At 66.2% G+C, this 26,360-nt stretch carries 28 protein-coding genes; 14 read left to right on the forward strand and 14 right to left on the reverse strand.

Annotated features, from left to right (window positions below; genetic code table 11):
- Nucleotides 1–66: 66 nt before the first annotated feature.
- The gene (gene moeB / locus MUK71_RS11965) at nt 67–1,254 is read right to left on the reverse strand and encodes a molybdopterin-synthase adenylyltransferase MoeB (protein WP_227929553.1); all 1,188 of its coding nucleotides are present in this window, start codon (nt 1,252–1,254) and stop codon (nt 67–69) included.
- Nucleotides 1,255–1,372: 118 nt separating this feature from the next.
- Between moeB and MUK71_RS11970 the strand changes: the two genes are divergently transcribed.
- From MUK71_RS11970 to MUK71_RS11980, 3 genes are read left to right on the forward strand one after another with little or no spacing between them, the layout of a single operon-like run.
- Nucleotides 1,373–1,987, forward strand: a complete 615-nt coding sequence (locus MUK71_RS11970; RefSeq protein WP_227903614.1) for a TetR/AcrR family transcriptional regulator — start codon at nt 1,373–1,375, stop codon at nt 1,985–1,987.
- A gap of 44 nt (nt 1,988–2,031) precedes the next feature.
- Entirely contained in the window at nt 2,032–2,256 is a 225-nt protein-coding gene (locus MUK71_RS11975) for a DUF3107 domain-containing protein (RefSeq protein WP_227903616.1), read from the forward strand.
- An 18-nt stretch (nt 2,257–2,274) separates the two neighbouring features.
- The gene (locus tag MUK71_RS11980) at nt 2,275–2,574 is read left to right on the forward strand and encodes a hypothetical protein (protein WP_227903617.1); all 300 of its coding nucleotides are present in this window, start codon (nt 2,275–2,277) and stop codon (nt 2,572–2,574) included.
- Nucleotides 2,575–2,837: 263 nt separating this feature from the next.
- Here the strand turns inward: MUK71_RS11980 and MUK71_RS11985 are convergent, their stop codons facing one another.
- Both MUK71_RS11985 and MUK71_RS11990 read right to left on the reverse strand, forming a co-directional pair.
- A complete protein-coding gene (locus MUK71_RS11985) occupies nt 2,838–3,935 on the reverse strand; it encodes an SGNH/GDSL hydrolase family protein (protein ID WP_227929552.1) in 1,098 nt (365 codons plus the stop codon).
- A 75-nt stretch (nt 3,936–4,010) separates the two neighbouring features.
- Nucleotides 4,011–4,724, reverse strand: coding sequence for a ferritin-like fold-containing protein (locus tag MUK71_RS11990; RefSeq protein WP_227929551.1), 714 nt, complete (start codon nt 4,722–4,724; stop codon nt 4,011–4,013).
- A 459-nt stretch (nt 4,725–5,183) separates the two neighbouring features.
- On the opposite strand from MUK71_RS11990, the gene MUK71_RS11995 reads away from it, so the two are divergent.
- Nucleotides 5,184–6,803 (forward strand): DEAD/DEAH box helicase, encoded by a 1,620-nt coding sequence (locus MUK71_RS11995; RefSeq protein ID WP_227929597.1) that lies wholly within the window; start codon nt 5,184–5,186, stop codon nt 6,801–6,803.
- A 13-nt stretch (nt 6,804–6,816) separates the two neighbouring features.
- Nucleotides 6,817–7,713 (forward strand): DNA-methyltransferase, encoded by an 897-nt coding sequence (locus MUK71_RS12000; RefSeq protein ID WP_227903624.1) that lies wholly within the window; start codon nt 6,817–6,819, stop codon nt 7,711–7,713.
- A gap of 103 nt (nt 7,714–7,816) precedes the next feature.
- On the opposite strand, the gene MUK71_RS12005 is transcribed toward MUK71_RS12000, so the two are convergent.
- Nucleotides 7,817–8,674, reverse strand: coding sequence for a PHP domain-containing protein (locus MUK71_RS12005; RefSeq protein ID WP_227929550.1), 858 nt, complete (start codon nt 8,672–8,674; stop codon nt 7,817–7,819).
- Nucleotides 8,675–8,813: 139 nt separating this feature from the next.
- Between MUK71_RS12005 and MUK71_RS12010 the strand changes: the two genes are divergently transcribed.
- Nucleotides 8,814–10,382, forward strand: coding sequence for an aminopeptidase P family protein (locus MUK71_RS12010; protein WP_227929596.1), 1,569 nt, complete (start codon nt 8,814–8,816; stop codon nt 10,380–10,382).
- 77 nt (nt 10,383–10,459) lie between these two features.
- Here MUK71_RS12010 and MUK71_RS12015 read toward each other — a convergent pair whose 3' ends face one another.
- Nucleotides 10,460–11,410, reverse strand: a complete 951-nt coding sequence (locus MUK71_RS12015; RefSeq protein ID WP_227929549.1) for a general stress protein — start codon at nt 11,408–11,410, stop codon at nt 10,460–10,462.
- Nucleotides 11,411–11,528: 118 nt separating this feature from the next.
- Between MUK71_RS12015 and MUK71_RS12020 the strand changes: the two genes are divergently transcribed.
- The 3 genes from MUK71_RS12020 to MUK71_RS12030 are packed head-to-tail and all read left to right on the forward strand — an operon-like array spanning nt 11,529 to nt 14,640.
- On the forward strand, nt 11,529–12,815 hold the full coding sequence (locus tag MUK71_RS12020; protein ID WP_227903627.1) for a magnesium transporter MgtE N-terminal domain-containing protein: 1,287 nt from the start codon (nt 11,529–11,531) through the stop codon (nt 12,813–12,815).
- Nucleotides 12,808–13,392, forward strand: a complete 585-nt coding sequence (locus MUK71_RS12025) for a DUF1003 domain-containing protein (RefSeq protein WP_227903628.1) — start codon at nt 12,808–12,810, stop codon at nt 13,390–13,392. The genes MUK71_RS12020 and MUK71_RS12025 overlap by 8 nt, the downstream gene beginning before the upstream one ends.
- Nucleotides 13,393–13,401: 9 nt before the next feature.
- Nucleotides 13,402–14,640, forward strand: coding sequence for an Mrp/NBP35 family ATP-binding protein (locus MUK71_RS12030; protein ID WP_227929595.1), 1,239 nt, complete (start codon nt 13,402–13,404; stop codon nt 14,638–14,640).
- 65 nt (nt 14,641–14,705) lie between these two features.
- Here the strand turns inward: MUK71_RS12030 and MUK71_RS12035 are convergent, their stop codons facing one another.
- The 3 genes from MUK71_RS12035 to sigE are packed head-to-tail and all read right to left on the reverse strand — an operon-like array spanning nt 14,706 to nt 16,762.
- Complete coding sequence (locus MUK71_RS12035; protein ID WP_227903630.1) at nt 14,706–15,140, reverse strand: twin-arginine translocase TatA/TatE family subunit; 435 nt, start codon at nt 15,138–15,140, stop codon at nt 14,706–14,708.
- A 47-nt stretch (nt 15,141–15,187) separates the two neighbouring features.
- Complete coding sequence (locus MUK71_RS12040) at nt 15,188–16,120, reverse strand: anti-sigma factor family protein (protein WP_227929548.1); 933 nt, start codon at nt 16,118–16,120, stop codon at nt 15,188–15,190.
- 3 nt (nt 16,121–16,123) lie between these two features.
- A complete protein-coding gene (gene sigE, locus MUK71_RS12045; RefSeq protein ID WP_227929547.1) occupies nt 16,124–16,762 on the reverse strand; it encodes an RNA polymerase sigma factor SigE in 639 nt (212 codons plus the stop codon).
- A 341-nt stretch (nt 16,763–17,103) separates the two neighbouring features.
- On the opposite strand from sigE, the gene MUK71_RS12050 reads away from it, so the two are divergent.
- On the forward strand, nt 17,104–17,739 hold the full coding sequence (locus tag MUK71_RS12050; RefSeq protein ID WP_227903644.1) for an O-methyltransferase: 636 nt from the start codon (nt 17,104–17,106) through the stop codon (nt 17,737–17,739).
- 76 nt (nt 17,740–17,815) lie between these two features.
- Here the strand turns inward: MUK71_RS12050 and MUK71_RS12055 are convergent, their stop codons facing one another.
- The 6 genes from MUK71_RS12055 to MUK71_RS12080 all read right to left on the reverse strand — a co-directional run bounded on the left by MUK71_RS12055 (nt 17,816) and on the right by MUK71_RS12080 (nt 22,757).
- Nucleotides 17,816–19,456 (reverse strand): leucyl aminopeptidase family protein, encoded by a 1,641-nt coding sequence (locus MUK71_RS12055; protein ID WP_227929546.1) that lies wholly within the window; start codon nt 19,454–19,456, stop codon nt 17,816–17,818.
- Between the two features lie 10 nt (nt 19,457–19,466).
- On the reverse strand, nt 19,467–19,634 hold the full coding sequence (locus tag MUK71_RS12060; protein ID WP_227903647.1) for a DUF3117 domain-containing protein: 168 nt from the start codon (nt 19,632–19,634) through the stop codon (nt 19,467–19,469).
- 148 nt (nt 19,635–19,782) lie between these two features.
- A complete protein-coding gene (locus MUK71_RS12065) occupies nt 19,783–21,021 on the reverse strand; it encodes a hypothetical protein (protein WP_227929545.1) in 1,239 nt (412 codons plus the stop codon).
- A 4-nt stretch (nt 21,022–21,025) separates the two neighbouring features.
- Nucleotides 21,026–21,604 carry a DNA-3-methyladenine glycosylase I gene (locus MUK71_RS12070; RefSeq protein ID WP_423724629.1) on the reverse strand — a complete coding sequence of 193 codons (579 nt, stop codon included), beginning with the start codon at nt 21,602–21,604 and terminating at the stop codon, nt 21,026–21,028.
- Nucleotides 21,601–21,969 (reverse strand): DivIVA domain-containing protein, encoded by a 369-nt coding sequence (locus tag MUK71_RS12075; protein WP_227929544.1) that lies wholly within the window; start codon nt 21,967–21,969, stop codon nt 21,601–21,603. The genes MUK71_RS12070 and MUK71_RS12075 overlap by 4 nt, the downstream gene beginning before the upstream one ends.
- 23 nt (nt 21,970–21,992) lie before the next feature.
- Nucleotides 21,993–22,757 carry an LOG family protein gene (locus MUK71_RS12080; RefSeq protein ID WP_227903653.1) on the reverse strand — a complete coding sequence of 255 codons (765 nt, stop codon included), beginning with the start codon at nt 22,755–22,757 and terminating at the stop codon, nt 21,993–21,995.
- Nucleotides 22,758–22,905: 148 nt separating this feature from the next.
- Between MUK71_RS12080 and MUK71_RS12085 the strand changes: the two genes are divergently transcribed.
- The 4 genes from MUK71_RS12085 to MUK71_RS12100 all read left to right on the forward strand — a co-directional run bounded on the left by MUK71_RS12085 (nt 22,906) and on the right by MUK71_RS12100 (nt 26,301).
- Nucleotides 22,906–23,685, forward strand: coding sequence for an amino acid ABC transporter ATP-binding protein (locus MUK71_RS12085; protein WP_227929543.1), 780 nt, complete (start codon nt 22,906–22,908; stop codon nt 23,683–23,685).
- 113 nt (nt 23,686–23,798) lie between these two features.
- Nucleotides 23,799–24,644 (forward strand): glutamate ABC transporter substrate-binding protein, encoded by an 846-nt coding sequence (locus MUK71_RS12090; RefSeq protein ID WP_227929542.1) that lies wholly within the window; start codon nt 23,799–23,801, stop codon nt 24,642–24,644.
- 101 nt (nt 24,645–24,745) lie between these two features.
- A complete protein-coding gene (locus MUK71_RS12095; protein ID WP_227903660.1) occupies nt 24,746–25,423 on the forward strand; it encodes an amino acid ABC transporter permease in 678 nt (225 codons plus the stop codon).
- The gene (locus tag MUK71_RS12100) at nt 25,420–26,301 is read left to right on the forward strand and encodes an amino acid ABC transporter permease (protein WP_227903662.1); all 882 of its coding nucleotides are present in this window, start codon (nt 25,420–25,422) and stop codon (nt 26,299–26,301) included. Before MUK71_RS12095 ends, MUK71_RS12100 begins: the two co-directional genes overlap by 4 nt.
- Nucleotides 26,302–26,360: the final 59 nt, after the last annotated feature.

The following is a 26,360-nucleotide window of genomic DNA, read 5'->3' on the forward strand; positions in this document are numbered from 1 at the left end:
TCCTGCACCGTCCCGCATAGTCCTGGCCCGCCCCCCTGGCCCTGCCACCGTCCGTAGCCGGATTCGTCAGTACAGCGGTTTCTCCGGTTCCACCCGGCGCACCCATTCAAGAATCCCGCCGGTGACGTTATAGACCTCCGGGTAGCCCTCGCCCCGCAGATAAGCAGCCACTTCCGCAGACCGGCCGCCGGATTTGCAGTGCACGTACACGGGGCGGCCGGGATCGGGCCGGAACCCGCCCGCCAAAACCGTGCCCCGCGGCACCAGCCGCGCCCCTTCGATGTTGACAATCCCGTATTCCCCCGGCTCGCGCACGTCCAGAAGTTCGAAGTCGCGCTGCCCGGCGGAGCGTTCCGCGAGCAGTTCCTGCAGGACCGCCACGTCCACCTCCGGGCCGGCCGGTGCTGCCGCCGGCGCCACCCCGCAGAACGCCTGGTAATCGGTGAGCTCCGTGACCGGTTCGGCGGCCGGGTCGCGGCGGACCCTTACCTCGCGCCAGCTCATTTCCATTGCATTGAAGACCAGCACCCGCCCCAGCAGGGTCCGGCCGGTACCGGTAATCAGCTTGATGGCTTCGTTGACCATCACGGAACCGATCTGTGCACAGAGCACACCAAGCACTCCGCCCTCGGCACAGGAAGGCACCGATCCGGGTTCGGGTGCCTGCGGAAACAGGTCACGGTAGGTCGGCCCGTGCAGGCCCCAGAAGACGCTGACCTGGCCGTCAAAGCGGAGAATGGAACCCCACACGTACGGCTTGCCCAGGATCTCCGCCGCGTCATTGACCATGTAGCGGGTGGCGAAGTTATCCGTGCCGTCCACAATCAGGTCATAGCCGGAAAAGATATCGAGCACGTTTGAATTATCCAGCCGCTCCCGGTGCAGGATGAGATTCACCAGCGGATTCAGCTCGGCCACGCTGCGGGCCGCGGATTCCACCTTGGGACTGCCCACATCCGAGACCCCGTGGATCACCTGGCGCTGCAGGTTGGAAAGATCAACCACGTCGTCGTCGACAACACCGAGGGTGCCTACTCCCGCGGCCGCCAGGTACAGCAGCGTCGGGGATCCCAATCCGCCGGCCCCGACCACCAGCACCCGGGCGTTCTTTAGCCTGCGCTGGGCCTGGACCCCGAACCCGGGGATGATCAGGTGCCGGGAGTAGCGTTCGGTTTCTTCACGGGTGAGTTCCGCTCCCGGCGCCACCAATGCGGGTAGTTCCGTGGCAGGAACCGGTGAACTTGCTAAGGTCATGAAGTCCAATCTAAGCCACGGGTATGGCTCTTGGACCTGTCGCTACAAACACCCGCAGGTAAAATAATGGTCATTGTCCGTGCAGCGGACCGCGCCGGAACTGTTGAAAGGTCCATCAGTGAGTAACCAGGCAGCCGGCAAACCGGTTCGACTCCCGCGGGAGGAACGCCGCCGGCAACTGCTGAGCGCCGCTCAGGAGGTGTTCGTAACGCACGGTTTCCACGGTGCGGCAATGGACGAGATCGCCGAGGCCGCGCATGTCAGCAAGCCCGTGCTCTACCAGCACTTCCCAGGCAAGCGGGAACTGTATATGGCGCTGCTGGATAACCACCTCAATACCCTCACCGAATTCCTGGATACGGCGCTGAAGTCCACCACGGATAACAAACTGCGCGTGCGGGAAACCATGCGGGCCTATTTCCGTTTCGTCGCCCAGGACAGCCAGGGGCACCGGATGGTCTTTGAATCCGATCTGACGTCCGATGCCGAGGTCAGCGCACGCATTGAGGAATTCAATGCCCGGTTCGCCAGCAGTATTGCCGGTGTAATCGCCGAAGACACAAAGCTCTCCCATCTGGAAGCCACCCTGCTTGGGCGTGCGCTGGCCGGCATGGCGCAGGTCAGCGCACGTTACTGGCTGGAAACCGACGGCGGATTGGACATCGATGCCGCGTCCGAGCTGGTCTACCGTTTAGCTTGGCGCGGAATCAGCCGGTTCCCCAAGGAGATCTAGAGTAGATTTCGAGAAGTTCTTAATCGTTTACAGGAGGCACCACGGTGGAAGTAAAAATCGGCATTCAGAACGTAGCCCGCGAGATTGTCTTCGAGTCCGGCCAGAGCGCCGATGAAGTTGCCGACGCCGTGGAGCAGTCCCTGGCCAGCGGCGCGCTGCTGCGCCTGAAGGATGTCAAGGGCCGCCTGATCGTGGTGCCCGGAGCTTCCATCGGCTATGTGGAGATCGGCGCCGAAGAGGTCCGCCGCGTCGGTTTCGGCGCACTCTAGCCGCACCGCCGCCGGATTATGCTCAGCCTGATCCTCGTTACCCTGACCGCCGCGGCGGCCGGTCTTGCCGTCTGGGCTGCGGACCGGCACCGGGACAGATACGGTGTGCTGCTGCTCCCGGGCATCGCCGTCTGTGCCGCGATCCTGACCTGGATTGCGTTCCAGATGGCCGGGGCCGCGTCCTTTGAATCCGCATGGATCGGATGGGCGGTGCCGGCCGCGGTAGCGGTCCTGGCCCCGCTCATCGCAGCCGTACCCATCGGCCGCAAACGGGCAGCTGCCGACACAGCAGAGCAGGACCGGATCCTCCGGCTCTGATCCAGCCTCGCCGAGAAGGCCCGGCCCGTGCACGTTCGGGGAAATCATGCCGGGCGAGGCTGAGACGCCAATCAATAAGGTGCTGCTCCAAAAAAAACACAGCTCCAAAAGACACAGCTCAATAGGACGCAGCTCAACAGGACGCAGCTCAATAACGGGACGGCACTTCGGTGCCGTCCCGTTTGCCGTTTCCGGTTCCGGTTCCGGCCGGGGACCGGCTGCCCGTCCGGGAGGCGGGCGTCCTTCCGGGTGCCCGCTGCCGCTTACTGCAGGGCACGCGCCGGCCGGCCCGAGGAAAAGCCGCTGTCCACGGGCGCGATGCGTTCTAGTTCGCGGGCCAAAACCCCGGCTGTCCTGGCGTGGCCTTCGGGGCTCAGGTGCCTCCCGTCCGGCCGCATCGCCCCATTAAGGCCGTAGCGGGCCCACCAGTCCCCCGGGCTGAGGAATTCCAGCCCGGCTTCTGCTGCGGTAGCCGCGAGCAACCGGTCCACGTCCTTCCGCGGGCCGGTGCCGTCTCCGATGACTCCGACCATAAGGATCCGTGCAGAAGGATAGCTCTGGCGTACATCGCTGATCAGCCGGCGGACGCCGCTTTGAATCTCTGCCGCTGAATGTGCGGTGTCGTTGCCGCCGCCCTGCAGGATGATCAGCGCGGGCTCTCCCCACGGCAGCAGCCACTGATGTGACTCGAGTGCCTGGGCATATGCGGAGACCGTTCCGTTCCCGTGGGCGAATCCGGTGCCGTTGGCACCCCGGAGGATGGGCCGGTAACCGGCCTGGACCAGGCCCTGTCCAACCCAGGTCTTTATCGAAGTCTGGGAATCGCCGATCACCAGGGCGGACTCATCGACGCCGGGAACCACGCTCATTACCCGTCCGGTCACGGGGTCATACATCAGCGAACCGTTCTGGAAGTCAGTGCGGAATCCGTTCCCATGGGGGTACTCGGAGCGTATCGGAAACCCGAGGGATGCCCCCTCGGGGGTGTTCCAGACGCGATGGACGGCGTCGCGGACCAGATGCGCGCCGGTGTCGGCATTCCACAGTTCCAGGCGCGCACCGATCTGCCGGCTGCACCCGGCAGCATTACAGGTCACCTTCCCTGCCTGCACGGCCGGTGACAGCCCCGCTTTCCGCTGGGTTTCCGCCAGCACCTGCAGGTCCCGCCAGGCTTCCCTGGGAACGCCTGCGGGCGCAAGGCCGGCTTTGAACGATCCCGAATTCAGGGTCTTGGCGGCTGCGGCAGGCTTGGCGTATCCCGGCCGGTCCGATCCGCCGGGGCCGGGAAACGGGCTGCACAGGAGCAGGCAGGTCAGCACGGCAACACCCGCAAGCCGCCGCGCATGAAGGACTGGCCCCATTCGTTCCTCCGCGTTGGTTCCCCCGTAGCCGCCGGTCCTGGCCATTGGCTCCCTATGGGGGAAGCGTAGCGGCCGTCAGGCAGTTAACCCCAGAAGACTCATACGTTTCGAATGATTACGTGTCAGCTGTGCGATGAGCGCCTTGATTTCGGCGTCGACGGCCTCGCGCCCCTGCCCCTCAAGCAGGCTCCCCGGGAAGGCACGTTCCACCACTACGCGCTGGGCCTGGGTCAGGGCCTCGCCCACCAGGCGCCGGCCCCACAGTGCCAGCCGGGAGGCAAGCCGCGGATCGTCGGCCAAGGCTACCTTCAGCCGGCCCTGAAGGATCTCCCCGGGCTGTTCCGTGGCTTTTAGTCCCTGGATCAGGCTGTTGGTCTCTGCATCCAGCCAGGAGGCGACAGCCTGGTAGAAGTCATCGGAGATGGCATCCGTGACGTAGAACTTCATCAGTGACTCGTACCAGTCCGCGGGCCGGGTCCGGTCATGGAAGGCGTCCACCGAAGCCTGGAAGGGCCGCATGGCTTCTTCCGGGTCCACGCCCATGGCGGTAAGCCGCGTGCAGATCACTTCGAAGTGCGCGTATTCGTGCACCGCCAGCCGTCCGAGCGTGGCGCGGTCATGCAGCGTGGGGGAAAACCTTGCGTCGGAGGACATCCGTTCAAAAGCGGATAGCTCCCCGTAGGCGATAGCCCCGAACAGATCCGTCAGGAACCGCTGATACGTCTCCGAGGCGTCCTGTGCGTCCGTTGCGGAAGAGGCCGGCAGATCCGAATGATGCCCGTTAGTCATAACGGCCAGCGTACCCGGCGCCGGAGCCCCGAAGCACGGCGGCGGCGCGCCCGGGCCCCTCCACGTGTCACGGATGCAGGGCGATCAGCGGGTGCCGGGTAGACTGGTGAGGTAGTAACTGGATGCCCGGTCGTCTGTCGTATAAGTAACGTATGAATAGTCACGTGACCTGCTCACGTGAAGTTATTGTTTTGACCAGACCCGCAAACCCTACGCGATCTTGAATTTTCGGCCGCCGCCGTGGCCAATGGAGCACAGGCGGCCCGCAGTTGTTAGCCCGCGATCGGCTTCCGCTGGACGCGCACCGCGTGCGTGCCATCCGCTCCGGGATGGGCTGTCTCAGCCACTCGTCGAGCCTGGCACCCCGCGCTGCCTAAACTGAACGGTATTTAATTGAACACTGAACTTTCCCAGGTTGAGGACGATCGTCACCTCACCGCAGATGACAGCAACGAAGAACTGACGGTTGCCGACAGTCTGGCCACCAAGGCCGAGGCTGCGGAAATCCCCGAACTGACCTTCGCCGATTTCGGCGTTCGTGCCGACATCGTGGAATCCCTTTCCGATGCCGGAATCACCCACCCCTTCCCGATCCAGTCCATGACCCTGCCGGTTGCACTCGGCGGGCATGACATCATCGGCCAGGCCAAGACCGGTACGGGTAAGACCCTCGGCTTCGGCATCCCCGCCCTGCAGCGCGTGGTGGCGCCCGACGACGAAGGCTATGCCGACCTCGCGGTCCCCGGTGCCCCGCAGGCCCTGATTGTGGTGCCTACCCGCGAACTGGCTGTCCAGGTGGCCGGCGACCTCACCACCGCGGCCCGCCGCCGCGGTGCCCGCATTGTCACCATTTACGGAGGCCGTGCCTACGAACCGCAGATCGAGGCGCTGGCTACCGGCGTCGAAATTGTTGTCGGCACCCCCGGACGCCTGATCGACCTCTACAACAAAAAGCACCTCTCGCTGAAGAACGTACGCATTGTTGTCCTCGACGAGGCCGACGAGATGCTGGACCTCGGCTTCCTGCCGGACGTGGAAACCCTGATGGCTGCCACCCCGGCGGTCCGCCAGACCCTCCTGTTCTCGGCCACCATGCCCGGCGCCGTCGTCTCCATGGCACGCCGCTACATGACCAAGCCCACCCACATCCGGGCGGCCGATCCCGATGACGAAGGCCTGACGAAGAAGGACATCCGGCAGGTGGTCTACCGGGCGCACAACCTGGACAAGGCCGAGGTGGTGGCCCGCATCCTGCAGGCCCGCGGCCGCGGCCGGACCATCATCTTCACCAAGACCAAGCGCACCGCGGCGAAGCTCTCCGAGGAACTCGTGGACCGCGGCTTCGCTGTTGCCGCCATGCACGGCGACCTGGGCCAGGGCGCCCGCGAGCAGGCCATGCGCGCCTTCCGCAACGAGAAGGTGGACGTACTGGTGGCCACCGACGTCGCCGCCCGCGGTATCGACGTCGACGACGTCACGCACGTGATCAACTACCAGTGCCCCGAAGATGAAAAGACCTACCTGCACCGCGTGGGCCGCACCGGCCGCGCCGGGCACAAGGGCACCGCGGTAACCTTCGTGGACTGGGACGATGTTCCCCGCTGGGGCCTGATCAACAAGGCCCTGGGCATGGACCAGGCCGAGCCGGTGGAAACCTACTCCTCCTCCCCGCACCTGTACACCGACCTTGATATCCCCGAAGGCACCAAGGGCCGGCTGCCGCGTGACAAGCGCACGCACGCCGGTATTGACGCCGAGAAAATCGAGGATCTGGGCGAAACGGGCAAGTCCGGCGGACGCAGCGGCTCCACCCGCGACGGCGGCCGCGGCCGTTCAGAGCGCAGCGGGTCGGCCCGCTCCGGCTCCCGGGAAGGTTCCCGCAGCTCCTCCCGCGAAGGATCCCGGCGCGGCGAGTCCCGCTCCGAATCCCGCAGTGCCGACCGTCCGGCCGAATCGCGGCAGGCAGAGGCACGGGCGGCAGCGCCCGCAGCCGACAAGGCCGCGGACCGGCCCCGCCGCAGCCGCACGCGCCGCCGCAACGGCGAGGTAGTGGCCAAGTCCGGCCCCGCCGCCGAATAGCCGCAGCACTGCTATGAGCACCCCTTTGTGGACGCCGGACGGCGGGTCGCTGGTGGTACACGCGGACAACGCGGAGTTCCTCCCGACCCTGCCGGACGGCTCCTTCACCATGATTTACGTGGACCCGCCCTTCAACACCGGGCGCGCCCAGCGCCGGCAGCAGACCACCATGGTCCGCAGCATCGACGGCAGCGGCGACCGGATCGGTTTCAAGGGCCGCAGCTACAGCACGGTCAAGGGGCTGCTCTCCAGCTACGACGACGCGTTCGAGGACTACTGGGCGTTCCTCGAACCCCGGCTGGCCGAGGCCTGGCGCCTGCTCGCCGACGACGGCACCCTCTACGTGCACCTGGACTACCGCGAGGTGCACTACGCAAAGGTGATGCTGGACGCCCTGTTCGGCCGGGACTGCTTCCTGAACGAAATCATCTGGGCGTACGACTACGGCGGACGGGCGAAAAACCGCTGGCCGGCCAAGCACGACAACATCCTGGTCTATGTGAAGAACCCGGACGCCTACCATTTCGACAACGCCGAAGTGGACCGCGAACCGTACATGGCCCCGGGCCTGGTCACCCCGGAAAAGGTGGCGCTGGGCAAGCTGCCCACCGATGTCTGGTGGCACACCATCGTCTCCCCCACCGGCAGGGAAAAAACCGGTTACCCCACCCAGAAGCCGGAGGGCCTGCTGCGCCGTGCCGTGGCCGCCAGCAGCCGCGAGGGCGACTGGGTGCTGGACTTCTTTGCCGGGTCGGGCACGCTCGGCGCGGTGGCAGCAAAGCTGGGCCGCAAATTCGTCTGCGTGGATGCGAACCCGCAGGCCATAGAGGTCATGTCCCGGCGGCTGGGCTCCGCCGCATCCGTGGTGTCCGCCGAAACGGGCCGGCCGCTACCTGCTGCGGGCGCCTGACCAACGCGGCCCCGGTGCCGGGGCAGGCTTCCGGTTCAGTCCGGCACGGTGCCGGGGCAGGCTTCCGGTTCAGTCCGGCACGGTGCCGGGGCAGGCTTCCGGTTCAGTCCGGCAGGGTGCCGACGACGGCGCTGCCGGTGCCCAGTTCCGCGATGCGTACCAGCACGGCCGGGTCGGTGGTGAATTCCGCCAGCCGGTTCGGCTTGCCGGTTCCGTGGTAGTCGCTGGAGCCCGTGACCAGCAGCGAGTTTTCCCCGGCGAGCCGGCGCAGCCATTGCCGGCCCTCTTCCGGATTGTCCCGATGGTCAACCTCCACACCCAGCAGCCCGGCGTCGATCATCTCGTGGAAGGTGGCCTCGCCGACCACCCGCCCTCGTGAGGACGCCACGGGGTGCGCGAACACAGGCACTCCCCCGGCCTGCCGTACCAGTTCCACGGCGCGGGCCGGCTCCGGCGCATAGTGCGCCACGAAGTACGGGGACCGCGCAGTCAGGATCCCGCTGAATGCCGCCGAGCGGTTCGGCACCACGCCGGCCGCCACGAGGGCATCGGCGATGTGGGGCCGGCCGATAGTGGCTCCGGGCGCTACCTGCTCCTGCACCGCTGCCCAGTCGATGGGAAAGTCCTCGGCCAGGCGGGAAACCATCAGTTCCGCGCGTGAGACCCGGGCCGCGCGTGAGCGGGCGATTTCCTCCAGCAGCCCGGGATGCTCCGGATCATGCAGGTAGGACAGCACGTGCACGCTGATGCCCTCCGCACTGCGGCAGGAGACCTCCATGCCCGGCACGAAGGCCAGGCCCAGCTTCGCAGCCGCCGCCGCGGCTTCGGCCCAGCCGGCGGTGGTGTCATGGTCCGTCAGGGCCACGACGTCGAGCCCGGCGCCGGCAGCTGCGGCCATGACTTCGGCGGGCTGTTCGGTGCCGTCCGAAACGCTGGAATGGGTATGCAGGTCTATTCTCACGATTCCAATCTAACGCCCCGCTCCGCCTTCTCTCCGCTGCACCTGCGGGTGCCGGCGGGAAAGGGTGTTTTGCCGCTTAGCGGGGCGGTGAGACGATGGAGGGGTGACTACAGACGCTAAGGCCTTCCCCGAGAAGGCATTGACAGAGAACACCCTGCCCGAGCCCTCCGAGGGCCAGCCGCTCGAGGACCGGGTCAACAACCGCTCACAGCGGCCCTCCTCCGAAGCGTTCAAGAAGTTCATGTCTTCCGGCTGGGCCCCCGAGTCCGGCGAACTTCCGGAGCGCGACGCCGTGGCTGATTTCGCTGCACGCCGCCGCCTTGCCCTCTCCGGGCGTTTCCCCGGCGAACGGCTGGTCATCCCCGCCGGTCCGCTGAAGGTCCGCTCCAACGACACCGACTACCGCTTCCGCGCGCACTCCGGCTTCGCCCACATGACCGGCCTTGGGCTGGACCGCGAACCTGACGCCGTGCTGGTGATGGAACCGGTGGAAAACGGCACCGGTGACGACGGCGGCAACCACACCGCCGTTCTGTACTTCCGTCCCCTCGCCGGCACCGACAGCGACGAGTTCTACTCCAACGCCCGTTACGGTTCCTTCTGGATCGGTGACCGCCTGGGCCTGGAGGCCGTCAGCAGCATGCTCGGCCTGCCCGTCCGGCACCTGGACGAAGCGGAAACCGCCATCACCAACAATGTGGGCGATCCGCAGTTCGGCGGCGTCTCCGTCCGGCTGCTGCGCGGCGTCGACGAAATGGTTGACGCCCTGGTGGACACCGTCCGGTACAACACAGCGCTGGATCCGGAGAACGCCGATCTCAGCGCACTGGATGCTTTGGACGGCGAGCTCACCGAGGCCCTTTCCGAACTCCGCCTGATCAAGGACGAGTGGGAAATCGAGCAGATGAAGGCCGCCGTGGCCGCCACCGTCAACGGCTTCACCGAAGTGGTCAAGGCCCTGCCCCGCGCCATTTCCCACCCCCGCGGCGAGCGCGTTGTCGAGGGCGCGTTCTTTGCCCGGGCCCGTGAAGAAGGCAATGACCTGGGCTACGACACCATTGCCGCGGCAGGGAACAATGCCACCGTGCTGCACTGGATCCGCAACAACGGTGCGGTGCGTGCCGGTGAACTGCTCCTGCTCGACGGCGGAGTGGAAGCCGAAAGCCTCTACACCGCCGACGTCACCCGCACCCTGCCGATCAACGGCACCTACACCGAGGTCCAGCGCAGGGTCTACCAGGCCGTCCTCGACGCAGCCGACGCAGGCTTCGCCGCTGCCCTGCCCGGTGCGAAGTTCCGCGACGTGCATGCTGCATCGGTGAAGGTCCTGGCCGAGCGCCTGGACGCGTGGGGCCTGCTGCCCGTTTCGCTGGAGGAGGCGCTCTCCCCCGAGGGCCAGCAGCACCGCCGCTGGATGCCGCACGGCGTCAGCCACCACCTCGGCATGGACGTACACGACTGTGCCCAGGCCCGCGCCGAGCTGTACCTGGACGGCACCATCACCGAGGGCATGGTGTTCACCATCGAGCCCGGCCTGTACTTCAAGGACACCGATCTTGCCGTGCCCGAGGAATACCGCGGCATCGGCGTGCGGATCGAGGATGACATCCTGATCACCGCGGACGGTCCGGTGAACCTGAGTGACGCCCTCCCCCGCAACCCGGGCGACGTCGAGGACTGGATGGCCGGTATCTACGCCGCAGAGTAACCACTCGTCAGCCCCGGCCGGGTACGCAGAAGGCCCGCACTTTGATAAGTGCGGGCCTTCGGCGTACCTGCCGTTTCTTAGCCGCGGTGGCGGCCTTCGCCGTTGTCATCGGATCCGGAGGCGGCGGGCTGCTGTTCGGGGCTGCCCGGTTCCTCCGGTGCCTTGTCCAGCGTGGGTGCCTGTCCGGGGGAAACCTGGGCCTGTGAATCCCGTGCCGGCGACTCGTGTCCCGGCGCATCCGACGCCGGAGCCGGCCGGGGCGTGCGGCGGATGCCGTACTGGGGACGGCCGTCCGGCAGGTCCGGGAACTGGCCGCGCCGGGTCGTTGCCCGGGCGGGGTTTTCGGTTGCCGAAGCGCCGGCGGGAGCCTGGCCGGAGGTCTTCGGTTCCTCCGGAGCGGTGTCCGCTGCCGGCCGGCCGTAGGGGTTGGCCCAGCCGGAGGGACGCTCGGGAGCCTGTCCCTGCGGGCCGTTGACCGGCGGCTGGAAGGTGGGTGCGTTCGGTCGGGCGCCAGGCGCCTGCGGGTGGCCGGCCTGGCCGACCATGGGCAGCTGGTGCAGCAGCCGGCGTGCCTCATTGGCTGCCTCCGGGGCCACAATCACGTCGTAACTGGTGGCTATGACCTGGCTGGTGGAGGTGAAGTCCCTGCGCCCGCGCTGCAGTGCGTAGGCGAGCACGCCGAAGAGTACCCAGAACACGGCGCCGAGTGCCATGGACGGAATCAGGGAAATACCCGCGCCGCTGCCGCCGAAGAGCATCAGGGCAAGGCCCACAAAAAGGCCGAACCAGGCACCGGTGGCTGCACTGGAAAGCGCCACCCGCGGATACGTCAGCCGGCCCGTGACCCGTTCCACTGACTTCAGTTCGTTGCCGACAATCGAAACCATCTGCACCGGGAACTTGCTGTCAGCGAGGTAGTCCACTGCTTTCTGGGCGTCCAGGTAGGCGGTGTACCGTCCTACGGTTTCGCCCTGGGGCAGGCTGCGGCCTGTGTCCGGCTTGGGTGTGGCACCAAATAGGTTCGACATTTCCCCATTCTCTCGCATGGGCGTCCCGGAAGGGTAACGTATCGCTGGCAGTGAACGGTCCGCTGCCGGCCTACCTCTTAATACGGCGTTAGCTGCGGGCACAAAGTAGCCTAATGATGTGAGCACAAATCCTACCCGCGTCTTTATCGCGCGCCTGCTCGGCCTTGATGTCTTCGATCCGCTCGGTGACCGCCTGGGCCGGCTGCGCGACGCCGTCGTGCTCGACCGCGGTCCCGGCCGGCCGCCGCAGGCGGTGGGCATTGTGGTGGAGGTACCCGGCAAAAAACGCGTTTTCGTTCCGCTGACCCGCATCACCTCCATGGACCCGGGGCAGATCATCTGCACCGGGCTGGTCAATCTGCGCCGGTTTGAACAGCGCGGCGCGGAGATGCTGGTAGTCGCAGAGCTCTTTGACCGCCGGGTCAAGCTGCGTGACGGCAGCGGCGACGCCACCATCGAAGACATTGCCATTGAACAGAACCGTGCCGGGGACTGGCACGTGTCCAACCTTTTTGTGCGCCGCGGCGGGTCGGCGTCCCGGCTGGGGTCCCTGCGCCGGCGCGGCGAGCAGATGATCGTGGATTGGAAGGACATCGTCCACTGGGACACCTCCGGGCCCCAGGCTGCGACCTCCTTCGTGGCGCAGAATGATGATCTGAAGGCCGCCGACTTCGCCGAGGCGCTGCACGAGATGAGCGGAAAGCGCCGTATCGAAGTCGCCAGCGAACTGCAGGACGAGCGCCTCGCAGACGTGCTCCAGGAACTCCCCGATGATGACCAGGTCGAGATCCTGCAGTCCCTCCATGTGGAACGGGCGGCCGATGTGCTGGAGGAGATGGATCCCGATGACGCGGCCGACCTGCTCAACGAGCTGCCGGAGGAGCAGAAGGAAGAACTGCTGCAGCTGATGGAGCCCGAAGACGCCCGTGACGTCCGGCGCCTGATGAACTATGAGGAAGACACCGCCGGGTCGCTGATGACCCCGGTCCCGGTCATCCTGCCGCCCGAAGCCACGGTGGCCGAAGCACTGGCCCATGTGCGCCGGGAGGAACTCACCCCCGCCCTGGCCTCCTCCATCTACGTGTGCCGCCCGCCGCTGGAGACGCCCACCGGGAAGTATCTCGGCGTGGTGCACATCCAGCAGCTGCTCCGTTCCGCTCCTCCGGAGGCACTGGGCAACATCCTGGACACGGACCTGGAACCGGTCCGGGACTACGCCACCATCAGCGAGGTGTCGCGGATGCTGGCCACCTACAACCTGAATTCACTGCCGGTCATCAGTGACGCCGGACGGCTGGTCGGGGCGGTGACGGTGGACGATGTGCTGGACCACCTGTTACCGGACGACTGGCGCGTTTCCGACGAGACCGGCCCGATAACGCAGCAGGGAAGGAAAAATGGCTGAGAAGATCAAGTCGACGACCAGCGGCCTGGATACTCCCCGCACTGCACGTACGCGATGGCTGCCCCGGCTCTCCCCCAACCCGGATGCCTTCGGCCACGCCACGGAGAACTTTGCCCGGTTTATGGGCACCCCGCAGTTCCTGGTCTACATGACCGTTTTCTGTGCGGTCTGGCTCATCTGGAACACCTGGGGTCCGGAATCGGCCCGGTTCGACAGCGCTGCGCTTGGCTTCACCGTCCTGACGCTGATGCTCTCGCTGCAGGCCTCCTACGCCGCACCGCTGCTGCTGCTGGCCCAGAACCGGCAGGATGACCGTGACCGTGTCTCCGTCCGTCAGGACCGGGAACGCGCCGAACGCAATCTGATGGACACCGAGTACCTCACCCGGGAAATCGCCGAGCTGCGCATTGCCCTGCGCGAAGTTGCCACCAGGGACTATGTACGGTCCGAAATCCGCGGACTGCTCGAAGAACTGCTCGAAGCCAATGACGAGGACGGCGGCAGCAGGCGGCGCCGGCGTAATGGCGAGGGAGCCGATGCCATGCCCAAACTCAATCCCGGCGGGAGGGACAGCTAGGCCGTGACACTGCCCGAACCCGCTTCCCCTCTGGAAGCACAGGTACTGCGTGCCCTCGACGGCGTCCAGGATCCGGAGTTGCGCAGGCCCATTACCGAGCTTGGAATGCTCAAAGGCGTCACCGTGGACGACGCCGGCAATGTCGCGGTCCAGGTCCTGCTGACCATCGCCGGCTGCCCGCTGCGCGGCACCATCACTGCCGACGTCGAACGTGCCCTTGCCGCGGTCCCCGGAGTCGCCAGCGTGGGCGTGGAGCTGGACGTTATGACGCCCGAACAGCGCAACGCCCTGAAGGACCGGCTGCGCGGCGGCGACCCGGTGCGCACCATCCCGTTCAACCGGCCGGATTCACTCACCCGCGTCTACGCGGTGGCCAGCGGAAAGGGCGGTGTCGGCAAGTCCAGCGTCACCGTGAACCTCGCTGCAGCCATGGCGGCCCAGGGACTGCGTGTGGGAATTGTCGACGCCGATGTGCACGGGTTCTCCGTGCCTGGCCTGCTGGGCATTACCCAGCCGCCCACCCGCGTGGATGAGATGATCCTGCCGCCGGTGGCCTACGGGATCAAGACCATCTCCATCGGCATGTTCGTGGACGGCAACCAGCCGGTGGCCTGGCGCGGGCCGATGCTGCACCGCGCGCTCGAACAGTTCCTGACCGATGTGTACTTCGGCGACCTGGATGTGCTGTTCCTGGACCTTCCCCCGGGCACCGGGGACATTGCCATTTCCGTGGGCCAGCTGCTTCCCGGGTCGGAAATCCTGCTGGTCACCACTCCGCAGAGCGCGGCAGCCGATGTCGCTGAGCGGGCGGGCAGCGTGGCCCGGCAAACCGGCCAGAAAGTCACCGGCGTGATTGAGAACATGTCATGGCTGGCATTGCCGGGCGGTGAACGCCTGGAGGTCTTCGGCTCCGGCGGGGGCGCAGCGGTTTCCGGCCGGCTGGGTGACGCGCTCGGGTACCCGGTGCCGCTGCTCGGAAGCATTCCCCTGGACGTTTCCCTGCGCGAGGGAGGCGACAACGGCCGCCCGGTGGCGCTGGGTCCTGACGGCGGCGCCGGAGATGACGGCCGCGGAAAAATCGGTACCGTGGAAGACGGGGACAGGGAAGATACTGTCGGAGCAGATACCACCGGGGAAGATACCGCCGGGGAAGATACCGCGGCGGCTGAACTCCGCCGCATTGCACGGAATCTGGCACGCCGGCCCCGTGGGCTGGCCGGCAGGAACCTGGGCGTCAGCCCCGTCTAAAACCGGGCAGGCTGCCTCCGCGGGGGCGGAACGGCTGCCGGACGGGCGTGCCTCGCTCAGTGCCCCTAGGTGGCCTCGATGTCAAAGGGCGCGCGCTGACCGGCTGCCAGCCGCTCAAGCGGTTTTACCGCGGGCGGGCGGGATGCAGCAGGCGCGGCCGGAGCCTTAGCCAGGCTCGGGGCCGCCCCGGGGCCTGCCGGTGCCGGAGCCGCAGGCCGGGCAGCGGCCGGTTTGGCGGTGTCGTCGAAGTCATCAAGCAGCGCTTCCTTGATGATGCGGCGGGGATCGTACTGGCGCGGATCCATCTTGCGCCAGTCCACCTGGTCAATCTCCGGCCCCACTTCTTCCCGCAGCTGCTCGCGCGCTCCGGTGGCCATCCTGCGGACTTCCCGAACCAGCCGGGCTAGCTGCGAGGCGTATTCGGGCAGGCGCTCAGGACCCAGTATCACCACGGCGATAATCGCCAGGATGATGAACTCGTAACCGTTGATTCCTACCACTCTTGAAGACTACCTTTTCGCGGGAGCCGGGAGCCACTTGCCGCCATTTAGAGCGCCCACCCGGTGCGCGAGAACACGGCCAGCCCGCGGACTATCCGCTCCATGGGTTCGGGCTCGGCGGGCGGCCGGTCCAGGCGGGCGGATTCCATCACCGAGATCTCCTCCACGGCACGTGGCAGGGTCTTCACCGGCAGCGTGGATTCAAAGGTGTAGGTGACGCTTCCCGCGGCTATCACCGTCTGTCCCGGATTCCCGTCCGCGCCGAACACTGCGGGTCCTTCGGTGGAGCCGGTGACCCTGAATCCGTCGGCAGCGACCGCCCGGCCGCTCACCGCGTTGATAACCGGCTGCCGGTCTTCACCGGGCAGCGGATGCTGTTCCACCAGCCGGATCTGTTCTCCGTTGCCGGTAAACCGCATTTCGACGGCGGGGCGGCCGGCCACTTCCAGGGAGCGGGCGGACTCCAGCGTCAGGCCCAGATCCGCAAATTCAGGGCAGGACCATCCGTGCGCCCGCAGCGAGGCGAGCTGCTCCTGTCCCAGTGTGTCGGAGCCGCGGGTTACCGTATGCCAGCCCGCGGCCATGGCTGCCGGTGTTCCGGCGACGGCGGGAACCTCCAGCAGGGTGCCGGCAAAGTAGGCCCCGGCCAGCAGCACCGCTCCCGCTGCGGCCACGGCGCCGGCAGCGGGAAGCACATGGCTGCGTCCGTCCAGGCCGGGCTCGGGTGGCGCAGTACCCGTCCCGGTTCCAGCGCCGGCTCCGGCTGCGGCGCTGGCCACGCTGAGGTTGATCCTGTCCTTGAGTTCCGGGCCGGCACCCGGAACCCTCAGGGAGCGCAGGCGGCTGCGGAGCCGCCGCTCTTCGGCCACTCGGGCACGGCACAGGGCGCACCGGGACAGGTGCGCTTCGATAGCCTGCATGCGGCGGGGAGGCATTTCAGCATCAATGTAGTCGCGGAGGTGCCGCGTAGGGTGTCGCACTGCTCAGCTGGCTCCTGCAACCCGGGGAAGCTTCAGGCGCGGCATGCCCGCCGGGCGGGCCTGCGGATCCCTGTGGGCGAGCTTTTCCTTCAGCATCGCCCTGCCGCGGTGGATCCGTGAACGGACGGTCCCCAGTTTCACGTCCAGGGCCCGGGCCACTTCGTCATAGGAGAGACCCTCGAGGTCGCATAGAACCACGGCGGCCCGGAAATCAGGGGGCAGTTCCTCCAGCGCCCTGGCAATATCAACATCGAGGTTGTTGAACTCGAAACTGCGTTCGGGACCCGGTCCGCTGCTCGGCAGGCGGCTCTGGGTCTCTTCGGTCATGCCGTCAAACCGGATGCGGCTGCGGCGCCGGGCCTGGTCAAGGAACAGGTTGGTGGTTATCCGGTGCAGCCACCCGTCGAGGGTGCCCGGCTGGAAGTTCTCCAGGGAGCGGAAGACACGCACGAAGACTTCCTGCGTCAGATCCTCTGCGTCATGCTTGTTGCCGGTCAGGCGGTAGGCCAGCCGGTAGACCTTGGCCGAATGCGCCTCCACAACTTCCTCCCATGTGGGGCGTACCCACTGGGCAGCGGTATCGGTTGCAGCGGTGTCGGCTGAAGTCCTGTCCGCTGCAGTGCTTTCCGGCGTAGTCGCCATGGCCTTCCTCCTTCCGTCCAGCCCTGCCGCTTCCCTGCACAGCCAGCCGTCCCTGGCCCTGTCATACCGGTACAGGCCCATCACGGCGGCTCAAAAGATCCCTGCGGATCGGGAAACGGAATCAGCGTTACCGGATGCGGCAAACCCCCGGACTTCAGTTCCAACCCGCCCGTGACGTCCGCACATCCAATTAACAATGTTTACGCATGAATCTGGGAGTTGGCTGTTAGCACGCAGTCAGTACGTAGACAAGACGCTCCGGCCGCGCGTACGCGGTTAGTCCGCCGCTGGCCTTAAGCTTGTCAAAGCAACAACCCCCTCCGGACCGAAAGTGAACCCCCATGCGCGCCGACAAGCAGACCAGTTGGTCCTACACGGAGGCCCTGCCTACCGAGGATGAGGTGCTGCTCCGCGCGCGTGAGAGGTCCTACGAGCTTGGCGTCAGTGCCGTCTCCAGCGGGGTGGGTGCCGCGCTAACCGTGCTGGCAGCCGCCAGCAAGGCTGCCACCGTGGTGGAAGTGGGCACCGGGGCCGGGGTGTCCGGCGTCTGCCTGCTGCGCGGACTGGGCCGCAACGCTGTCCTGACCACCATCGATTCAGATGTTGACCATCTGCGCGCCGCCCGCGAAGCCTACGCGGAGGCCGGAATTCCCGGGAACCGCACCCGCACCATCTCCGGCAGGGCCGCGGAGGTACTCCCCCGGCTCACCGATGCTGCCTATGACATGGTGTTTATCGACGCAGACAAAGCCTCGTTCCCGCTCTACGTCGACCAGGCCGTGCGGCTGCTCAAACGCGGCGGTCTGCTGGTGGTCAATGACGCCCTGGATCACGGCAAGGTGGCCGATCCGGCGGTGCGCGAAGCAACCACCAATACCCTACGGAAGGTCGGCAAAGCCATCCGGGAGAACGAAAACCTTGCCTCCGCCATGCTCCCCACCGGCGACGGGCTGCTGCTGGCCGTAAAAACCGCCTAGCGCCGGTGCCCGGGATCCAGTCCCGGGCACCGTCCCTGCCCCCGGCGCCTTAGCGTCCCTTCAGGCCTTGGCGTCCCTAAGCGCCGGGCTTCGGCTGGCCGGCCAGGTAGGACAGCAGTAGCCGTACGCCGAACCCGGTGGCTCCCTTGGTGAGTTCACGGCTGTCCTTGCCGATGCGTGCGGGACCGGCAATATCAATGTGGGCCCAGGGCACGCCTGCGGTGAATCTCTGCAGGAACAGCGCTGCGACAATGGCCCCGGCACCGAACTTCGCCTTTACGGGCGCGATGTGCGCAACATCGGCTATATCGGAGTCGAGTATGGACGCGTAGTCGGAAACCAGCGGCAACTGCCAGACGGCGTCGCCGGAAGCCGCACCTGCAGCTTCCAGCCGGGTCAGCACCTCGGGATCGTCTCCGAACAGCGCGGCGTGATTGTTGCCCAGCCCGACGGCGGCCGCACCCGTCAGGGTTGCCACGTCAATCAGCACGTCCGGCGCGAGTTCAGCTGCGGCGTAGGCCAGGGCATCGGCCAGCACCATCCTGCCCTCGGCATCGGTATTGCCCACTTCGACCGTGGTGCCGTTGTAGGTTCGCACAACGTCGGCGGGACGGTAGGAAGCAGCTCCAATGGCGTTCTCGGCAAGGGCCAGCACAGCGGTTACCTTCACCGGAAGCTTCAGCTCCGCGGCGGCCGCCACCACTGCCAGCACGGCGGCAGCACCTGCCATGTCCGTTTTCATGGTCATCATGGCGTCCCGCGGCTTCAGCGAAATGCCACCGGAATCAAAGGTGATGCCTTTGCCGACAAGGACCACGTGCTCAACGTTGGCCGAGGCGCCCTCGGGAAGGTACGAAGCCTCCACCAGCCGCGGCGGATGCTCGGACCCTGAGCCCACCGCAAGCAGTCCGCCGAATCCTTCAGCCCTGAGTTCGTTTTCGGTGCGTACGCGCACCGACAGTCCGTTCCGCTCGCCCAGAGTCCGGGCCTGGTCCGCCAGCCATGCGGGGGTGGCTGTCTCAGCGGGGATGTTCGTCAGGTCCCGGGCCGTCCATACGGCCTGCGCGGTAATCAGCGCCCGGGACACGGCGGCGGTGTCCGCGCCGGTCAGTTCAAGATGCGCCGCAATCGGGGCGGGCGCAGGGGTCACGCCTGCACGGGGCACCCGGTAGCCGCCGAGCAGGAAGCCCTCGATGAAGGCCTCCTGCGCTGCCGGCTGAAGCCCGTCCACGGCAGCGGCCCGCACGCGTACGGCCCCCATGGTGGCCCGTGCCAGGGATGCGCCTGCGCGCCTTAGTGCGGCCGGCGACTCATCCCCGACTCCCACGTAGATCAACTTTCCGGGCAGTTCCGGGGCGTCCCGCGGCGGTTCGATGACCAGGATTTCGCCGGGTTTGCCCGTGACCCGGGCGTTCCGGGCCCGTACGGCGACGTCGGCACCGTAGCGGACTGCGGCCTCCACGGCGCCGGGGCGCGGCTGCGGAACCGGAGCTTCTTCGTCCTCGTCCTGTCCCGAACCGGCAGCCGGCGCCGGCGCCATGGCTACTGCCAATACATCCACTCCCTCCCCGGCAGCGGGATGCAGTCCGCTGCCGGGCTCCTTCGTCCCGTCAGCAGAACCCAGCGTCGCCAGGGCAGTGACTTCAGGCAGTGACGCTGTGAGGAAGGGAGAGGCCGCACCGGCGGCCTTGGACGAGGGCTTGGAAGGCAGCTGCATGGGTTAAAGGCTAGCCCGTAACTCCCAAAAGGCATTCCCTCAGCTTGCCGGCCTCTTCAACGTTGAGCTCAACCACCAGACGCCCGCCGCCATCAATCGGCACCCGCAATATGAGGCTGCGCCCCTCCTTTGTAACCTCCATGGGTCCATCACCCGTACGCGGTTTCATCGCAGCCATTTCTAAGATTCCCCTTTCACAGTGCGCCGGTTTTACCGGATCACCTGTAATCCGCTGCCTGCGAAATAAATGATCCCGCGGGCAATTGCTGTCATTATTCCGCACAAGTGCCAGCCAGAGGAAATTTCGTGTGTTCCGTGCCACAAACCTACGGCGGATAGTCCCCGCCTGCCGGAAGCGGCGTCCACCGCCAGAGCCAGGCAACCCAGACAATCTGCAGCACGGCGAAGGTCAGTGCCACGGTTCCCCGGTAGGCACGGGAACGGCTAAGCCACGCGGTGGAAAGCGCCAGCGGGAAAAGCGGCAGCAGCAGGCGGAAGGTGCTCGTCTGCGGGTTCAGGAACACCAGCAGGTACAGCAGGTACGCTGCGCACCAGAGCTGGAGTTCCAGCCCCAGCCGCCGCACCGGCGGTGAGGTGAGGTACAGCGTCACGGCAAGGAGAAGGGCTGCCAGCAGAACGGGGCCAAAAACCGGGCCGACCAGGTTCCGGGCCATGGTCAGCCAGGGCATGAACGGGACCAGATCCCCAAACCGCCAGGCACTCTCGGTATCCGTGTAGGCGCGCAGGTCCCCGGTTGCAGCCCAGGCAAGGGCCGGCCAGGCCAGCGCTGCCGCGCCCGCAGCTGCCGCCAGGGCAGTAAGGCGCCAGGCTTCCGGGGCGGGGAACCCTGCCCGCCGGCGTCGTGCAAGGCGGATGAGCAGAATCAGCCCCACCGTCAGGGCAAAGGGAACACCCACCGGCCGGGACAGGCACATCAGCAGCACCACCGGGATGGCCGTGAGGTAGCGGCGTTCAAGGAGCAGGTACAGGGCACCCGCCAGCAGCAGGAGGTTCAGGGCCTCGGCGTAGGGAATCTGCAGGATGGGTGAAACCGGGAAGACGGCAACAAACAGCACTCCCCACAGGGCGCTCCCGTGGCTTGCCCGCAGCCGGAACAGCCGGTAGATCACCAGGGCCGCGGCAGTGCCCGCCGCCATGGCAACAATCGGCGCCAGCAGGTTCCAGCCGAGGCCGGTCACCGCATCCAGGCCCCGCACCAGCAAGGGAAAAAGGGCATAAAACGCCCACTCGTTTTCAAGCGCGTTCCCGGCATCGTCCCTGGGGACGGTGTCCGGATAGCCGGTCTCATAGATACGCGAATACCACTCCGCGTCCCAGATATTTATGAACTGCCAATATGACGGGGACGGGCCCCACCACGGCCCGGCCGGTTGGAACCGTGCAACAGCCGCCAGGACCGCCAGCGAGAAGAGCCTCGCACCCACCCACAGGGCGAGGACCTGCAGATACCAGGGCCACCGGAAGAAGACGGCGGCGCTCCGCCGCGCAGCAGTCCGCAGCCGGGCGTGCACCCGGCCGGTTGTGTCCGGGGAGGTTTCCTGCATGCGGTCAGCCACCGTGACGGACCCAACAGGAGGCAAGGTGGTCATTGACGTACCCGGTGGCCTGAAGCATGGCGTACGCGGTAATCGGGCCGACAAAACGGAACCCGCGTTTCTTCAGCGCGGCGGCGAGCGCCGCGGATTCCGGTGTGGACGCGGGAACCTCCGCGGAGGTCCGGGGAGCCGGCCTGCCTGCCGGGGCCCGGTAGCGTTCGAGCAGGCCGCCAAGTCCGCCGGCATCCGGAAGCGCCAGCAACGCCCGCGCATTGGCTATCACAGCATCAATCTTCGCGGCATTGCGTACGATGCCGCGATCAGCCAGCAGCCGCTCCCGGTCGGCGTCGCCAAAGGCGGCGACCGCTGCCGGCTCGAAGTCCGCGAAAGCCGCGCGGAAAGCCTCCCGCTTGCGCAGGATGGTGATCCAGCTGAGGCCGGATTGGAAGGCTTCCAGGCTGAGCCGTTCAAAGAGGGCGCGGTCGCCCTCCACCGGCCTGCCCCACTCGGTGTCGTGGTAGTGCTGGTAATCCGGGCTTGCCAGCGCCCACCCGCAGCGCAGCTGCCCGTCCGCGCCGGGCAGGGCGCTCACGCGGACTCTCCGTTTGGCGCCGCGTCCTGACCGTGCCCCCGGCGTTCAGCCTCAAGCCTGCCGATCCGCGCGTCCTTCTCCGCCAGGGCCTGGGCCAGCCGCTCCAGTACCGCGTCCACCTGGTCCATCCGGTACCCACGGGGGGCCACGGAGAGGCGGAGCCGCGAAATGTCATCCGCCCCCGGATCCTGCGGCAGCAGCACCGGGGGAAGCCGAGGGTCCGGCTCGGCCAGGCCCTGCACCTCCGCCGGGCCCCGGACTACCCCGGAATCCTGCTCAGCTGAAGCCGAACGCAACCGCCCGGAGGAGAACGCCGCCGCCACGCCAAGGACGGCAATGGCAAGGAATACCAGAAGGAGTGTCACAGGACCATCGTGCCAGATGCGCGCTACGGAGAGACGTGGCCGGCGCTGTCCGCAATCATCAGCCGCACTGCCTCGGCCGGGTCATCCACCACGTGGATGAGCTTCAGGTCGGTTTCCGCCACCATGCCCTCGGCCAGCAGCGTCTCGCGGATCCAGTCCAGCAGCGGGTTCCAGAACTCGGAGCCGACCAGCACAATCGGGAAGGAGGTTACCTTCTGTGTCTGCACCAGGGTCATGGCCTCAAACAGTTCATCCAGCGTGCCGAAGCCTCCCGGCAGGACAATGAAACCCTGGGCGTACTTCACGAACATGGTCTTCCGCACAAAGAAATAGCGGAAGTTCACGCCGAGATCCACCCATTCGTTCAGGCCGGTTTCGAAGGGCAGCTCAATGCCCAGTCCCACCGACAGCCCGTCCGCGCCCACGGCACCCTTGTTCGCCGCCTCCATGGAACCAGGCCCGCCCCCGGTGATCACGGCCAGCCCGGCTTCCGCCAGCAGCCGGCCAACTTCCTCGCCAAGCTTGTAATAGCGCGAGCCCGGCACGCTGCGGGCTGATCCGAAGACACTGACTGCCGGCCCGAGTTCGGAGAGGGTGCCGAATCCCTCCACGAACTCGCTCTGGATCCGCAACACCCGCCACGGATCGGTATGCGTGAAATGGCTCGAGCCTGCGGAGTCCAGCAGGAACCGGTCCGACTGAGGCGTCAGGGCGGCGCCGCGCCGCAACTCCACCGGTCCGCGCTTCCGCGGGGCGTTCTGGGTCAGGTGCTCTTCACTCGTAGGCATGCCTCTAGGCTAGCCGCGATGGCGCCGCTGGCAACGCGATCATACTCATCGGCCCGCATCATCCGATTTAGGTTGCTCTTGAGTCACAATTACCGCTCCAAGTGGCCCCTGACACATGCCTGCAACATAATCTGGTTAGATTTTCCTTATGACCAGTGACACAACCCCAGGCACGTCCGCGCCTGAATCCGCTGCACCGCTTGTTTCGCTGAAGAACGTGAACAAGCACTTCGGGGACCTCCACGTCCTGCAGAACATCAATCTCGACATCGCCCGCGGTGAGGTCGTCGTCGTGATCGGTCCCTCGGGATCCGGCAAGTCGACCCTGTGCCGTGCGATCAACCGTCTCGAAACCATCGACGACGGCGAGATTACCGTCGACGGCGCTGTCCTGCCGGCCGAGGGCCGCGCCCTGGCCAAGCTCCGCGCCGACGTCGGGATGGTCTTCCAGTCCTTCAACCTTTTTGCGCACAAGTCCATCCTGGACAACGTCTCGCTGGGGCCGGTGAAGGTCCGCAAGTCCAAGCCGGCCGAGGCAAAGAAACTGGCCATGGAGCTGCTGGAGCGGGTCGGCGTTGCCAACCAGGCCAACAAGCTTCCGGCCCAGCTCTCCGGCGGTCAGCAGCAGCGCGTGGCCATCGCCCGCGCACTCGCCATGAAGCCCAAGGTCATGCTCTTTGATGAGCCCACCTCGGCGCTGGACCCGGAAATGATCAACGAGGTCCTGGACACCATGGTCGGCCTGGCCAAGGAAGGCATGACCATGGTGGTGGTCACGCACGAAATGGGCTTCGCACGCAAGGCCGCAGACCGCGTCATCTTTATGGCCGACGGAAAGATCGTCGAAGAGGCAACGCCCGAGGAATTCTTCACGAATCCCAAGAGCGGCCGGGCCAAAGACTTCCTGGGCAAAATCCTTTCGCACTAGACCGTCCACGTAATACCGGCAGTACCGCAATACCGGGGTTTCACCAGTTGGGGGAAATCCTTATGAGGCTAGGTGCCCCGTTTCACCGGAGCACCGCAATGCAAGGAGAAATCATGCGCAAGACCCGTTACGCCGCGGCCGCAATCGCTGCCGTTGCCGCACTCACCCTGTCCGCCTGCGGCGGGGATTCCGGCTCGGATTCCGGCAGCACCGAAGGCTCCGGCGAGAAGATCCGCATCGGCATCAAGTTCGACCAGCCGGGCCTGGGCTTCAAGGACGGCAGCGAGTACACCGGCTTCGACGTAGACGTCGCCAAGTACGTGGCCAACGAGCTGGGCTACCCCGAGGACCAGATCGAGTTCATCTCCAGCCCCTCCGCACAGCGCGAGAACATGCTCGAGAACGACCAGCTGGACATGATCTTCGCGACGTACTCCATCACGGATACCCGCAAGGAGAAGGTTGCCTTCGGCGGACCGTACTTTGTGGCCGGCCAGGACCTGCTGGTTCCCTCCGACAGCGACATCTCCGGCCCCGAGGACCTGGACGGCAAGAACCTGTGCTCCGTCACCGGCTCCACCTCCGCCCAGAAGATCAAGGACAACTACGCCGCCGGCGTGAACCTGCTGGAACAGCCGAGCTACGCCGAGTGCGTTACGGCCATGCAGGGCGGCTCCATTGACGCCGTGACCACCGATGACATCATCCTCGCCGGCCTGGCCTCCACGGACGCCAACAAGGGCAAGTTCAAGGTAGTGGGCAACACCTTCTCCGAAGAGAAGTACGGCGTGGGCCTGCCGAAGGAAGGCAGCCTCGTGAAGTGCGAGGACGTCAACACCGCGATCACCAAGATGATCGACGACGGCGCCTGGGAAGAAGCCATCAAGAAGAACACCGAGGGAGCCGACTACACCTTCAACGCGGAGCTGAACCCGCCGACGATGGATGCCTGCGCCTAACCAGTACCTCCGGTGCCTGAGGCACCGTCCGTTCCACCCCGCGGCCGGGAAAGCACTCCGCTTTCCCGGCCCGGGCTTCGTCCACCATAAAGAGGTGAAACATGGAGGGTTTTACTGCCCTCTTCGAGCAGTACGACGTCGTCGGCGCTTTCTGGGTTAACATCCAGCTCGCGTTCTGGGCGGCTCTCTGGTCGCTGATTCTGGGCACCGTCCTCGCAATGATGCGGATCTCCCCGATCCCCAGCCTGCAGTGGTTCGGTGCTGCCTACGTGAATATCTTCCGGAACACCCCGCTGACCATCATCATGGTGTTCGGTTCGCTCGCCCTGTGGTCGCAGCTGAATGTCAGCCTGTCCTCGGACTTCACCACCAACTTCTTCCGCCTGGCGGTCCTGTCCCTGACGGTCTACCACGCGGCCTTTTTCTGTGAAGCCATCCGCAGCGGCGTCAACACGGTTCCGCTGGGCCAGGCGGAAGCCGCCCGGGCCATCGGCCTGGGCTTCCTGCCGGCCGCACGGATTATCATCATGCCGCAGGCCTTCCGCGGCGCCATTGCCCCGATGGGCAACGTGCTGATTGCCCTGGTGAAAAACACCACCGTGGCTGCCACGGCCGGCGTTGCCGTGGAAACCTCCAGCACGATGAAAACAATGATTGAGTTCTACCCCAACCTGATGACGCAGATCTTCCTGACCTTTGCCATCGGCTACGTCATCATTGTCATCCCCATCGGCCTGCTCACCACCTGGGCCTCGAAGAAACTGGCGGTCGCACGATGAGCGCACAGAACGTCCTGTTTGATGCTCCGGGACCCAAGGCACGCCGGAACATCCGAATCGCCAATATCCTGGGCATCCTGCTGGTCCTGGGGCTGCTCTGGGTGGCAGGATCCGGGTTGGCGGAAAAGGGCCAGTTCGAGGCCGCCAAGTGGACGCCGTTCCTGGAATGGGGCACCTGGCAGTATTACCTCCTGCCGGGCCTGCTTTCGACTCTGAAGGCTGCCGCCGTCGCCGTGGTCGCCTCCATTGCCTTCGGCCTGCTCTTCGGCATCGGCCGGCTTTCCACCTTCAAGCCGATCAGCTGGGCCTGCGGGATCGTGGTGGAATTCTTCCGCGCCGTACCGGTGCTGCTGATGATGGTGTTTTTCTACCAGTTCCTCTCGAAGTCCACGTCGGTGGATCCGGCACAGGTGCCGTTTTGGGCCGTGGTCATTGCCCTGACCCTGTACAACGGTTCGGTCATTGCCGAACTGGTGCGCTCCGGCGTGTTCGGCCTCCCCAAGGGCCAGCGTGAGGCGGGCCTGGCCATTGGCCTCACCCCGGGACAGTCACTGCGCTCCATCGAAATGCCGCAGGCGCTGGTGGCCATGCTCCCTGCACTGCTGAGCCAGTTTGTGGTGATCCTGAAGGACTCGGCACTGGGTACCTTCATCGGCTACACCGAGCTCCTCGAATATGCCCGCCGCCTGGCATCCGGCGAAGGCAATATCCTGCCGGCACTGCTGGTCACGGCGGCGATCTTCATCCTGCTGAACTTCCTGCTCACGTTCGCGGCGCAGCGCCTCTCCCGGCGTCTTGGTGCCCGGGCCGGGAAGCTGCTCAAGATCGAAGACACCATCGAACCCGAAGGAGTCGAGGCTCCCGCTCCGGTGAAATAGCCGACGGACCCGGAACGACACGAAAAGGGGAGGACAGGTGTACTGAACTGGTCCCCGAA

This window comes from Arthrobacter zhangbolii (assembly GCF_022869865.1).
GTDB classification, from domain to species: Bacteria; Actinomycetota; Actinomycetes; order Actinomycetales; family Micrococcaceae; genus Arthrobacter_B; species Arthrobacter_B zhangbolii.